The sequence below is a fragment of the Carnobacterium maltaromaticum DSM 20342 genome, from assembly GCF_000744945.1.
Lineage (GTDB): Bacteria > Bacillota > Bacilli > Lactobacillales > Carnobacteriaceae > Carnobacterium > Carnobacterium maltaromaticum.
The window spans coordinates 754114-766961 of record NZ_JQMX01000001.1 but is presented as its reverse complement, the minus strand read 5'-3'; the positions used below and the strand labels follow the sequence as shown (position 1 = coordinate 766961).

The 12848-nt window shown below is 35.1% G+C and carries 15 protein-coding genes; all 15 read left to right on the top strand.

The features are described from left to right. Nucleotides 1–35: 35 nt before the first annotated feature. Nucleotides 36–1793 carry a pyruvate kinase gene (gene pyk, locus BR77_RS03610; RefSeq protein ID WP_015076237.1) on the top strand — a complete coding sequence of 586 codons (1758 nt, stop codon included), beginning with the start codon at nt 36–38 and terminating at the stop codon, nt 1791–1793. 179 nt (nt 1794–1972) lie between these two features. Beyond that, nucleotides 1973–2362 (top strand): response regulator, encoded by a 390-nt coding sequence (locus BR77_RS03605; RefSeq protein WP_015076238.1) that lies wholly within the window; start codon nt 1973–1975, stop codon nt 2360–2362. A gap of 45 nt (nt 2363–2407) precedes the next feature. After that, complete coding sequence (locus tag BR77_RS03600) at nt 2408–2668, top strand: winged helix-turn-helix domain-containing protein (RefSeq protein WP_015076239.1); 261 nt, start codon at nt 2408–2410, stop codon at nt 2666–2668. 96 nt (nt 2669–2764) lie between these two features. After that, the gene (locus tag BR77_RS03595) at nt 2765–3220 is read left to right on the top strand and encodes a DUF441 domain-containing protein (protein ID WP_029450926.1); all 456 of its coding nucleotides are present in this window, start codon (nt 2765–2767) and stop codon (nt 3218–3220) included. Between the two features lie 109 nt (nt 3221–3329). Next, nucleotides 3330–4211, top strand: coding sequence for a CvfB family protein (locus tag BR77_RS03590; protein ID WP_015076241.1), 882 nt, complete (start codon nt 3330–3332; stop codon nt 4209–4211). A gap of 126 nt (nt 4212–4337) precedes the next feature. Further along, entirely contained in the window at nt 4338–4805 is a 468-nt protein-coding gene (gene fur, locus BR77_RS03585) for a ferric iron uptake transcriptional regulator (RefSeq protein WP_010050103.1), read from the top strand. Between the two features lie 87 nt (nt 4806–4892). Next, nucleotides 4893–5783, top strand: coding sequence for a site-specific tyrosine recombinase XerD (gene xerD, locus BR77_RS03580; RefSeq protein WP_015076243.1), 891 nt, complete (start codon nt 4893–4895; stop codon nt 5781–5783). A 91-nt stretch (nt 5784–5874) separates the two neighbouring features. Beyond that, nucleotides 5875–7044 carry a phosphopentomutase gene (gene deoB, locus BR77_RS03575; protein WP_015076244.1) on the top strand — a complete coding sequence of 390 codons (1170 nt, stop codon included), beginning with the start codon at nt 5875–5877 and terminating at the stop codon, nt 7042–7044. 25 nt (nt 7045–7069) lie between these two features. Beyond that, nucleotides 7070–7891, top strand: coding sequence for a purine-nucleoside phosphorylase (locus tag BR77_RS03570; protein ID WP_015076245.1), 822 nt, complete (start codon nt 7070–7072; stop codon nt 7889–7891). Nucleotides 7892–8153: 262 nt separating this feature from the next. Beyond that, nucleotides 8154–9473, top strand: coding sequence for a diaminopimelate decarboxylase (gene lysA / locus BR77_RS03565; RefSeq protein WP_015076246.1), 1320 nt, complete (start codon nt 8154–8156; stop codon nt 9471–9473). A 22-nt stretch (nt 9474–9495) separates the two neighbouring features. Continuing rightward, nucleotides 9496–9882 carry a GNAT family N-acetyltransferase gene (locus tag BR77_RS03560; protein WP_010050114.1) on the top strand — a complete coding sequence of 129 codons (387 nt, stop codon included), beginning with the start codon at nt 9496–9498 and terminating at the stop codon, nt 9880–9882. A gap of 20 nt (nt 9883–9902) precedes the next feature. Beyond that, nucleotides 9903–10682 carry a segregation/condensation protein A gene (locus tag BR77_RS03555; RefSeq protein WP_010050115.1) on the top strand — a complete coding sequence of 260 codons (780 nt, stop codon included), beginning with the start codon at nt 9903–9905 and terminating at the stop codon, nt 10680–10682. A 2-nt stretch (nt 10683–10684) separates the two neighbouring features. Then, complete coding sequence (scpB, locus tag BR77_RS03550) at nt 10685–11269, top strand: SMC-Scp complex subunit ScpB (RefSeq protein WP_016356425.1); 585 nt, start codon at nt 10685–10687, stop codon at nt 11267–11269. A 26-nt stretch (nt 11270–11295) separates the two neighbouring features. Further along, the gene (locus BR77_RS03545; RefSeq protein WP_010050117.1) at nt 11296–12039 is read left to right on the top strand and encodes a pseudouridine synthase; all 744 of its coding nucleotides are present in this window, start codon (nt 11296–11298) and stop codon (nt 12037–12039) included. A gap of 84 nt (nt 12040–12123) precedes the next feature. Next, nucleotides 12124–12846 (top strand): response regulator transcription factor, encoded by a 723-nt coding sequence (locus tag BR77_RS03540; RefSeq protein WP_015076248.1) that lies wholly within the window; start codon nt 12124–12126, stop codon nt 12844–12846. The last annotated feature ends 2 nt before the right edge of the window (nt 12847–12848 follow it).

Genomic DNA, 12848 nt, shown 5'->3' with positions numbered 1-12848 from the left:
GCTTAAAAATATATTTTTGGGAGAGATTATAAAACATGAAAAAAACGAAAATTGTATGTACAATCGGTCCAGCAAGTGAATCAGTAGAAACTTTGGTGAAATTGATCGAAGCTGGAATGAACGTTTGTCGTTTAAACTTTTCACATGGTGATTTTGAAGAGCACGGTGCACGCATTAAAAACATCCGTGAAGCATCAAAAATTACTGGTAAAATGGTAGCTATTCTTTTAGATACTAAAGGTCCTGAAATTAGAACACACAACATGAAAGACGGTAAAGTTGAATTTACTACTGGAGATGTTGAACGTATTTCAATGACTGAAGTTGAAGGCGATAATACAAGATTCTCTGTATCTTATCCAGAATTAATTAATGATGTTAATCCAGGTTCACACATCCTTTTAGATGATGGCCTAATTGACTTAGAAGTAACTGATATTGATCGTGCTGCGAATGAAATCGTAACAGTAGTTAAAAACTCAGGTACATTAAAAAATAAAAAAGGCGTTAACGTGCCAAATGTTTCAATTAACTTGCCAGGAATTACTGAGAAAGATGCAGCTGATATTATTTTCGGAATTGAAAATGATGTGGATTATATTGCAGCTAGTTTCGTTCGTCGTCCTAGTGATGTTTTAGAAATTACTGAAATCTTAGAAAAACACAATGCAACACACATCCAAATCATTCCTAAGATTGAAAACCAAGAAGGTGTCGATAATATCGATGAAATCTTGAAAATTTCTGATGGTTTAATGGTTGCTCGTGGCGATCTTGGAGTTGAAATTCCAACTGAAGATGTTCCTATCGTTCAAAAATCTTTAATCAGAAAATGTAATGAATTAGGTAAACCAGTTATTACGGCAACTCAAATGTTGGATTCTATGCAAAAAAATCCACGTCCAACTCGCGCAGAAGCAAGTGATGTTGCAAACGCAATTTTTGATGGAACAGATGCAATTATGCTTTCTGGTGAAACAGCTGCTGGGGATTATCCTGTTGAAGCCGTTCAAACAATGAATAGCATTGCTATCCGTACTGAAGAAGCTCTAGTTAATCAAGATGCTTTTGCTTTGAAAGCATACAGCAAAACAGACATGACTGAAGCTATTGGTCAATCAGTGGGACACACAGCTCGTAACTTAGGTATTCAAACAATCGTTGCAGCGACTGAATCTGGTCACACTGCACGTATGATTTCTAAGTACCGTCCTAAATCACATATCCTTGCGATTACATTCTCTGAACGTCAAATGCGTGGTTTAGCACTTTCATGGGGTGTTTATCCTCAAGTTGCTGAAAAACCAGTTTCAACTGATGATATGTTCAATTTAGCAACTCGTGTTTCTCAAGAAACAGGTTTTGCTAAAGAAGGCGATTTAATTATTATTACTGCTGGTGTTCCAGTTGGTGAACGTGGTACAACAAACTTAATGAAGATTCAATTAATCGGATCACAATTAACAAGTGGTCACGGTATTGGTAGAACTTCTGTCATTGGTAAAGCAGTCGTTGCTAAAAATGCAGAAGAAGCAAATGCAAATGCTATTGAAGGCGGAATTTTAGTTGTTCCAACAACAGACAAAGAGTACTTGCCAGCAATCGAAAAATCAGCAGCAATCGTTGTTGAAGAAGGCGGCTTAACAAGTCATGCTGCTGTCGTGGGAATTGCTATGAGCATTCCAGTAATTGTTGGAGCTGCAAATTCAACTTCATTAATTAAAGACGATGAATTAATTACTGTTGATTCTCGTCGTGGTATTATTTACCGCGGTGCTACAACAGCAATTTAATTAAAAAATAAGACGAGTCTTGACCTTAAACATTTGTTTAGGTCAAGACTTTTTTGTACCCAAAGGACCTTAATGGTTTGTAAAGTTTTTCTTAATAATGAAGAATTAACTTAAGTCAGTCTAGTGTTTTAGGTATAATAAAAAGGTGCTGTTTATGTAAAGTTAAAGGTAGGGATAATATGAACTATACAGTGTTAATTGTTGAAAACAAGCAAGAAGCAAATCAAAAAATTGCAGAAGAATTATTTGCATCAGGCTATCATATTCGACTTGCAAACAGTAGTGAGACAGTAGATGAAGAGCTTAAGAAACAAACTCCAGATTTGCTGTTGATTGACAGTTGTTCAATTACTCAACAAGAACTAGGTGCTCTACTAAAAAAAGGTCAAAAAAATGTAGTACCTGTTCTAGTTATAACGAATAAAGAATCTCAAGAAAAAGTTTTAAGGCTATTAGGTGTGAAAAAAGAAGCGTACATAACTAGTCCTTTTGAAATAAATGATTTAATTAAACAAATTTGTAATCTTGTAGGTCACCAATCTAGCAACACTCTTAATAATCAAAATTAATTTAGTGACACTAGAATAGGTGATTTAGTTGTAAATATAGAAAAAATGCTCGTTAAAAAAGAAACAGTCGAAATTGAATTAACGACGACTGAATTTAAGATTCTCAAGTACTTGATGCAACATCCTAATCAAGTCGTAACAAAAGAACGAATTTATCGTTCTATCTGGCAAGAAGACTATCATGAAGGTGAAAATAGTATTAATGTCCATATCTGTAATTTGAAGAAAAAAATTGAAACTTTTCCCTCGAAACCCCAATATATCAAAACAGTTTGGGGAAAAGGTTACATGCTTGAATGGTCTTGAAAAGTTGATGTAGTCGATTAAATACTAGATTGCCCTTTTATTTCAGGTCGTTTTTCGTTAAAATAAAGAGGATGGAAAAGGAGCGAATAAATGATGATAGAAAGTTGGCTGTTTTTAGGTGTTATATTAGGAATTGCTTTAATTGCTAAAAATCAATCTTTAATTATTGCAACTGTGGTTGTTTTAATCTTAAAATTAATTCCTCAAACCGATAAATGGATGACACTGATCCAATCAAAAGGGATTAACTGGGGAGTAACGGTGATTACAGTGTCTATTCTAATTCCGATTGCAACAGGTCAAATCGGGTTTAAAGACTTGGTAAATGCTTTTAAGACACCTGTTGGATGGATTGCAGTTCTTTGTGGGATTGGTGTTTCCTTATTATCAAGTAAAGGCGTTGGTTTGTTAGCTGGAAGCCCAGAAGTAACGGTTGCGTTAGTATTTGGAACGATTATGGGCGTTGTTTTACTTGAAGGATTGGCAGCAGGACCTGTGATAGCGGCAGGTTTAACTTATTGTATTTTACAATTATTTCAATTGGGTAAGTAATTCCACTAGACTACTATAGAAGAGTTTTTCTAACTTAAATGAAAATTTATAGGCAAAGCTCGTATTCTAAGCTATAATAAGATGAACGAAAAAGACGGAGGAACAAAAAATGAATGAATCCTTAGGGAAAATCGTCACAGGTATTGTGACAGATGAGAATGAGAAAGCTTATTTTATCCAAAAAGAGGGCGTTACTTACCGCCTAAATAAAACTGAAACAATGAACTATCAATTAGGTGACCCCGTTGAAGGATTTGCCTATATTGCTATGAATAAAGACTTTGTGATGACACAAGAAATACCTAAAGTCCGTGTGGGACATTATGCTTGGGGAACAGTTGTGGATACAAGAAAAGATTTAGGTGTTTTTGTAGACATCGGTTTACCTGATAAAGAAATGGTTGTTTCGCTAGACGAATTGCCAACAGAAAAGCGTCTATGGCCAAAAAAAGGTGATCAATTGATGATTGCTATTAAAGTTGACCAAAAAGATCGTATGTGGGGAACTTTAGCAGAAGAATCTGTATTTCAATCAATTGCTCGTAAAGGGAAAATTGAAGAATTAAAAAATAAAAATATAACTGGGACAGCATTCCGTTTGAAATTAGTTGGAACGTACTTGATTACGGAAGACTTTTATTTAGGTTTTATTCATCCTTCAGAAAGAAAAGATGAACCTCGTTTAGGTGAAGTGATTCAAGGACGCGTTATAGGTGTTCGTCCAGATGGCTTATTAAATATTTCTTTAATGCCTCGAGCTTTTGAAGCTATTAATGATGATGCTGGTATGTTATTAGCTATTTTAGAAAGAACACAAACAGGTAGTTTCCCTTATACAGATAAAAGTGATCCTGAAGCTATTCAAGAGCGTTTTGGTATTAGTAAAGGTCAATTTAAACGTGCATTAGGAAACTTAATGAAACAGCGTAAAATAGTTCAAAAAGATGGAGAAACTATTTTAGTTGAAGCTCTAAATGAGAATGAAAAATAAGATTTTACTAATAAAACTTAATATAACAAGGGAAACTCATTGCAATTACATTGTAATATCTATAAACTAAAGAAGAGAATAAGGTACCACTGTTTATAATAATTATCAATAAGCGAGGCTAGTACATTGAAAACAACTGAATCTCCATTACTAAAAATTAAAAATCAATTACATTCAGCTGGATTTAAATTAACCCCTCAGCGTGAGGCCACAGTTGGAGTGTTATTGGAAAAAGAAAAAGATCATTTAAGTGCTGAAGAAGTTTATATGCTAGTGAAAGAAAAAAGTCCAGACATCGGTCTAGCAACAGTCTATCGAACGCTAGAGATTTTGACAGAATTAAATATTGTGAATAAAATAAGTTTTAATGATGGTTTGGCCCGTTATGATGTTCGTAAAGAAGGCGCTAAACATTTTCATCATCACCTACTGTGTATTGAATGTGGGAGTATTGAAGAAGTTCATGATGATTTATTGGAAGATATCGAGCGTGTGGTAGAAAGCCGTTTTCATTTTATTGTTAAAGATCATCGGTTAACATTTCACGGCATTTGTAAAGAGTGTCAGGAAAAAGGAAAAAAAGACTCGGAATAGTCTAATAAAAAAGGAGCAATGATCATTTTAGTTAGTGTTCACTGCTCCTTTTCTTTGTAAATTTTGTAGAAAAGAGGGAAGAGTAAAATGGAAGATGATTTAAAAGAGTATCTTCATTTTTTAACCATCGAGCGTGGTCTTTCAAAAAATACAATTGAAAGTTATCGCCGAGACTTAGTTCATTACTTAGATTATTTAAACGAGCATCAAATAGCTAGTTGGAATGAATTAGATCGTTATTTTGTGCTGAGTTTTTTGCAACAGCTTAAAGATGAAGAGAAAGCTGCAGGTACGATTATTCGGATGGTTTCTAGTTTGCGAAAATTCCATCAATTTTTAAAACAAGAGCGCTTAAGTGAAATCGACCCAATGTTACACATTGATACTCCTAAAAAAGCGCAAACACTCCCTAAAATTTTATCAATGAAGGAAGTTGAAAAGTTAATTGAAACTCCAGACACAAATACTACCTTAGGACTGAGAGATCGGGCCATGCTAGAAGTGATGTATGCGACGGGGTTGCGTGTAACTGAATTAACGGAATTAAGGTTAACCGATTTGCATTTATCTTTAGGATTGATTCAAACAATTGGAAAAGGAGATAAGGAGCGAATTATTCCGTTAGGTGATTTAGCCATTGAATGGATTGAAAAATATTTACGTTATAGTCGGGTAAAATTAGAAAAATCAGGTAAGCGAACGCCTTATTTGTTTTTAAATCATCATGGTGGCGGTTTAACTAGACAAGGTGTTTGGAAAAATTTGAAAAAATTAGTTCTCTTAGCAGGAATTGAAAAAGAGGTCACACCACATACTTTAAGGCATTCATTTGCAACTCATTTATTAGAAAATGGAGCTGATTTGCGAGTGGTACAAGAGCTTTTGGGGCATGTTGATATTTCGACGACTCAAATTTACACACATATCACTAAAAAACGGATGACAGAAGTGTATAAAACCTATCATCCGCGTGCTTAAAATAGATGAAAATTTAGGTGTTTTTCTAGTATTTCATGTTTTTTTTTACTATAATTAACTAGATGAATAAATAAGTAGGAGGATGAATAAAATGGTATTTAAAAGAATTCATTTAATCGTAATGGACTCAGTTGGAATCGGGGAAGCCCCTGATGCTGAAGCTTTCGGAGATATAGGTAGTGATACTCTGGGTCATATTGCTGAAGAGGCTGGCTTGACGATTCCAAATTTAGAAAAATTAGGTTTAGGAAATATTCGTCCTCTAAAAGGTATTGCAGAACGTATCGATAATCAGGGTTATTATACAAAGTTAGAAGAAATCTCGGTAGGGAAAGATACAATGACCGGACATTGGGAAATTACTGGTTTAAACATTCAAACCCCATTTAGAGTTTTTCCAAACGGATTTCCACAAGAACTTTTAGAAAAAATCGAGGCATTTTCAGGACGTAAAATAGTTTGTAATTTGCCTTACAGCGGAACTGAAGTTTTAGAAGACTTTGGTGAACATCAAATGAAAACTGGTGATTTAATCATTTATACTTCTGCAGATCCTGTCTTACAGATTGCGGCGCATGAAGAGATTATTCCACTAGAAGAATTATACAAAATTTGTCAATATGTCCGTGATATTACGTTAGATGATCCTTATATGATTGGTCGGATTATTGCTCGTCCCTATTTAGGAACACCAGGTGCATTTAAAAGAACGAGTAATCGACATGATTATGCGCTTAATCCTTTTGGTAAAACAGTTTTAAATGATTTATCTGAAGCAGGAAATGACGTTATTGCAATTGGGAAAATCAATGATATTTTTAATGGATCAGGGATTACAGAATCTGTCCGTACGACAAGCAACATGGATGGAGTCGATCAACTATTAAAAGTGATGACTCAAGATTTCAATGGTTTGAGCTTTCTAAATCTTGTTGATTTTGATGCTTTGTTTGGCCATCGTCGTGATGTTAAAGGATACGCAGAAGCAATTGAAGAATTTGACCAACGATTACCTGAAGTTTTAGCAGAATTACGATCAGACGATTTGCTCTTAATTACTGCAGATCATGGCAATGACCCTACTGCTCCTGGTACAGACCATACAAGAGAATATGTTCCTTTGTTGGCCTATTCACCGAAACTAAGTGGACATGGTAAAATTCCTCAAGGCCATTTTGCTGATATTGGAGCAACAATTGCAGAAAATTTCAAGGTGGATGGAACAGGATTTGGAACAAGCTTTTTAAAAGAATTAATCTAAGTTATTGAACTAAAGGAGAATAATAATGACTACAAAATTACAAGAAAAAATAACAGAGGCAGCAGAATTTATCAAAAAACAAGGTATTGAAGATGTAGAAATTGGCTTGATTTTAGGTTCAGGACTCGGTGAACTTGGTGATGAGGTTGGAGAAGCTAAAAAGATTAAATATGATCAAATTCCTCATTTTCCAGTTTCAACAGTTGAAGGTCATGCAGGCCAGCTTGTTTATGGACAACTAGGTGGGAAAAAAGTTTTAGCTATGCAAGGTCGTTTTCATTTTTATGAAGGCTATACTTTAGAAGAAGTTACATTTCCAATTCGCGTGATGAAAGAGCTTGGCATTCATTCAGTAATCGTAACAAATGCCGCTGGTGGTATCAATACAAGCTTTGCACAAGGTGAATTAATGCTGATTACTGACCATATTAATTATACGGGCGTAAATCCTTTGATGGGACCCAATGATCCTGCTATGGGACCACGATTTACTGATATGAGTCAAGCTTACGATGTTGCTTACCAACAAATAGTTCGAGAAGTTGCCAAGGAAATGAGTTTAGATTTAAAAGAGGGTGTTTATATTGGCTATACAGGTCCTACGTATGAAACACCAGCTGAAATCAAAATGTCAAGAATAATGGGAGCTGACGCAGTAGGGATGTCTACGGTTCCGGAAGTGATTGTAGCTGCACATGCAGGGCTGAGAGTTATTGGTATCTCATGTATCACGAACTTAGCTGCCGGAATGCAAGAAAGCTTGAACCATGATGAGGTTGTTGAGACGACTCAACGTGTAAAAGGTACCTTTAAAGCTTTGGTTAAAAACACCTTAGCAGCTATTTAATCTGTGAATTCCATGAATTACGCTTTTTTTCATTTTAATTAAGCGGAAATAGTGGTATCATAGCGTTACTGGATAAAAAGACAAAAAGAGGCACTTCACTTTAAAGTGGCTCGTTTTTGTTCCGCGTCAAAACAATTGGCCTGACGCCAGTCTGTTTTAAAATATTGATTTATCTATTAAATTAGAACAATATTTGAGTATATAAAAAGAGTGTGTTAAAGTAAATAGAATAAATTAGTAAGGATTGAAACGGGGAGAAAATATGGAGAATTCTTTATTAACGGGGACTATGAAAATTAATCAAGAAAACCATTTAGAAATTGGTGGGGTAGACACAGTTAAACTAGTGGAGAAATATGGAACGCCTGTTTATGTATATGATGTTTTTCAAATAAAAAAGCAAGCAAGAGCTTTTAAACAAGCTTTTTCGGCACAAAATATAACAGCTCAAGTAGCCTATGCAAGCAAAGCCTTTGCATGTCTAGCTATGTATCAATTAATGGCGCAAGAGGGTCTTTCTGTCGATGTCGTTTCTGGTGGTGAATTATATACAGCCATTCAAGCTGATTATCCACCTGAAAAAATACATTTTCATGGAAATAATAAAACAGAAAGTGAATTGATCGAAGCCTTAAACTATAAAATCGGTTGTTTTGTCGTTGATAATTTTAGTGAGTTGCATTTGTTGCATAAGTTGACCACTGAACGGAAACAAGAAGTCAACATCTTACTACGTGTTACACCTGGCGTAGAAGCTCATACTCATGAGTATATTTCAACGGGACAAGAAGATTCTAAATTTGGGTTTGATCTCTTAAATGGTCAAGCTAAATCGGCAGTTGATTTAGCGTTAACAATGCCTTACATGAAACTGATTGGGTTACACAGCCATATCGGCTCGCAAATTTTCGAGACAGAAGGATTTATAATGGCGATTGACAAGTTGCTCGCTTCTGTTAAGGAATGGCAAAAAGCAACAGCTTTTGATTTGGAAGTTCTTAATCTTGGCGGTGGATTTGGCATTCGTTATATCGAAAGTGACAAACCTTTAGCCATTTCAGAATATGTTGATAGAATTATCGCTGAAGTAATTGCTAAAACCACAGAGTATGGAATTACGATGCCTGAAATTTGGATTGAGCCAGGACGCAGTATCGTTGGAGACGCAGGTATTACGTTGTATCAAACAGGATCCGAAAAAGAAGTACCAAATGTGCGCAACTATTTAGCTGTGGATGGTGGAATGTCTGATAACATTCGTCCGGCACTCTATGATGCTGAGTATACTGGGATTTTAGCCAATCGTGGAAATGATCCAGTTACAGAAACTTATTCGATAGCAGGAAAATGTTGTGAATCTGGGGATATGTTAATTTGGGATTTACCGTTACCAAAAGCAGAGCGTAATGATATTTTAGCTGTTTTTAGTACAGGTGCCTACGGATATTCGATGGCTAATAACTATAATCGTATTCCAAGACCTCCAGTTGTATTTGTGGAAAACGGAACGGACTATCTAGTCGTTGAAAGAGAAAGCTATGCTGATCTAATGAGATTAGACCGCTCCTTACCGAAGGGTTAAGAGTAAAGTAGGAGGATATTTGATGTTAATTAACTACAAGAATGATTATGAAAAAATTATGATGGGGTTACTCTCTTTTGTGCCTGATTTAAAAGAGGTTTCACGTTTAAAAGCAGAGATTAATTGGTATCAAGCAGAAGAAAATCGACGCTTATATTTGTGGAGCAACGAGGAAACTACCGATTTTATTGGAATGTTAGGCATTGAAATTGAGCCGGAAATGGTTTTACTACGTCATATTTCGATTAATCCATCTTTTCGTAAAGAAGGCATCAGTTTTCGAATGCTGCAGGAACTAGATGAGAAGTTACCAGAAAGAAAAATAATTGGAACATTAGAAACAGCGCCTATCATTGCTAAATGGGAGCATTATAAAGAAAATTCTGAGAAACCGAACGAGCTAACTTAAAGAAAGAGGTTGAAAAAATAATGGCAGATATCACTGTTAAAATTGATGTTTTCGAAGGACCTCTAGATTTATTGTTACACTTAATTCAACAGTTGGAATTAGATATTTATGATATTCCGATGGCTGAAATCACTGCCCAGTATCTAGCCTATCTCCATACTATGAAGGAGCTAGAGTTAGATATAGCAGGTGATTATTTAGTAATGGCAGCAACTTTGATGGCGATAAAAAGTAAAATGCTTTTACCAAAGCAAGAATTGGAAGTAGACGAGGACGAAGAAGGCTTTTATGAAGAGGGAGAAGATCCTCGAGATGCCTTAGTTGATCAGTTACTAGAGTATCGTAAATACAAATATGCGGCAGACCTACTCAAAGATAAAGAAGAAGAGCGGAGCCAATATTACACAAAAACACCAATGAATTTGCAAGATTTACAGATTGATGTTCCTTTGCAGCCATTGCAGGTAACGACAATTGATTTATTTACTGCTTTTCATCAAATGATTACAAAAAAACAACAAAAAATACCCATGCAAACGAAGATTTCGTCAGAGGAAATTACAATTGATGAAAAGATGAAGACAATTGTCAAACGATTAAAACGCTTAAAAAAAGATGAAGCTATTTTATTTGATGATTTCTTTCAAGATCCAACTAAATCAGAAATGGTCACAACTTTTATGGCTCTTTTAGAGTTAATTAAAGAAGGAGCGATTTGGATCAATCAAGAAGAAATTTGTGGAGATATTTTAGTTTACGGATCTCAAGATGAAAATGAAACAACTCAAGGAGTAGAATGATGATGAATGAAATTGGTGCTGTAGAAACGTTACTTTTTGTGGCAGGAGATGAGGGGCTTTCTTTAGAAGAAATTGCGACTGTTTTAGAATGTACAACGCAATTTGCTTTTCAATTATTAACACAGCTACAAAAAAATTATGAGTCTTCTAAGGCGAGTGGTTTAATGCTGCTTGAAGTAGGGAATCACTATCAGTTAGCAACAAAAAAAGAATATGCTGGAATTATAAAAAAATATGCTGTCTCACCCTTATCAACAAATTTATCTCAGGCAGCCTTAGAAACGTTGGCAATTATTGCGTATAAGCAACCTTTAACGAGAATGGAAATCGATGAAATTCGTGGTGTCCAAACAAGTGGAGCCTTACAAAAACTATTACTTAGAGGATTAATTGAAGATAAAGGTCGTGTAAATGGCCCAGGACGGGCGATTTTATATGGGACTACGAATTATTTTATGGATTATTTTGGTTTAAAGAATATTAAAGAACTGCCAGCAATTGATGAATTAGAACAAGATCAAGAAGAAGTTGAATCTGATTTGTTTTTTGAAAAATTCAATCAACAATTTCAATCGCAAGAAGAATAAATGTTGAAAAAAGGGGAATTATTATAATGGAACGATTACAAAAAGTTATTGCACACGCAGGTGTTGCGTCAAGACGTAAAGCTGAAGAATTAATTGCTACAGGTCATGTTAAGGTGAACGGGCTAACTGTTAAAGAAATGGGTATTCAAATTGGAAATTCTGATGTTGTTGAAGTTGATGGTGTTCCCATTGATCGTGAGCAACCTGTTTATTTCTTACTATACAAACCACGAAATACTATTTCTGCAGTATCAGATGACAAAGAGCGTCGTGTTGTGACTGATTTCTTTGGTGGAGTTTCACAACGTATTTATCCAGTTGGAAGATTAGATTATGATACAACTGGTGTTTTAATCATGACAAATGATGGTGAATTATCGCAACAACTGATGCATCCTAAGTACCACATTCCAAAAACTTATGTAGCGAAGGTAAAAGGAATGGTAGATCCAATGTCAATCAAAAAATTAGAACGTGGAATCAAAATAGATGGCAAAAAAACAGCTCCTGCTAAAGCTAATTTAATTTCAGCAGATCGTGTAAAACAAACGTCTATTGTTGAGTTGACTATCTATGAAGGTCGTAATCGCCAAGTTAAAAATATGTTTATGGCATTAGGTTTTCCAGTTCAAAAATTAAAGCGCGAAACCTATGGTTCTTTAAATTTAGAAGGCTTAAAACCGGGTGAATGGCGTGAGTTGAAATCATTTGAAGTGAATAGCTTACGCAATTTAGCAAAAGAATCTCAAAACCAAAAAGATAAACGCTAAAAAGGTTATTGGTTGAAAAAATCAAGGTTTCTTGTGTATAATTGAGAAGATAGTGGATTTACTTGGAGAAAGAAGGTAGCTTAGATGAAAACTGATGCAATAAATATATTGATTGTAGATGACGAAGAGCGGATTCGTCGCTTATTAAAAATGTATCTAGAGCGAGAAAATTTTATTATAACTGAAACGGATAATGGAGAAGACGCTCTCTCTTTAGCTTTAGAGAATGATTACGATTTGATTCTGTTAGATTTAATGTTACCTAAAATGGATGGAATTGATGTAGCTAAAAATTTAAGAGAAACAAAAGATACACCAATCATGATGTTGACGGCTAAAGGCGAAGAAACAAATCGGGTTCAAGGTTTTGAAGTTGGAGCAGATGATTACATTGTAAAACCCTTTAGTCCAAGAGAAGTTGTCCTACGTGTAGCCGCTATTTTGAAAAGAACTCAAAGTGCGAAACCTATTACTCCAGAAAATCCTGATTTAATCGTATTCCCGCATATTGAAGTTGATAATCAAGCCCATCGTGTTCTAGCGGATGGTAAGCCGGTTAATTTAACTCCAAAAGAATATGATTTATTATTGTATTTAGCTCAAGCACCAGACCAAATATTTGGCCGCGAACAATTATTACGTGAAGTATGGAAGTATGAATTTTTTGGTGATTTACGCACTGTTGATACGCACGTAAAACGATTACGTGAAAAATTAGCTCAACAGTCAGATAAAGCAGCTAAAATGATTGTGACTGTATGGGGTTTAGGCTACAAATTCAATTCTCACTATGACTCTAAGGAGTAGTG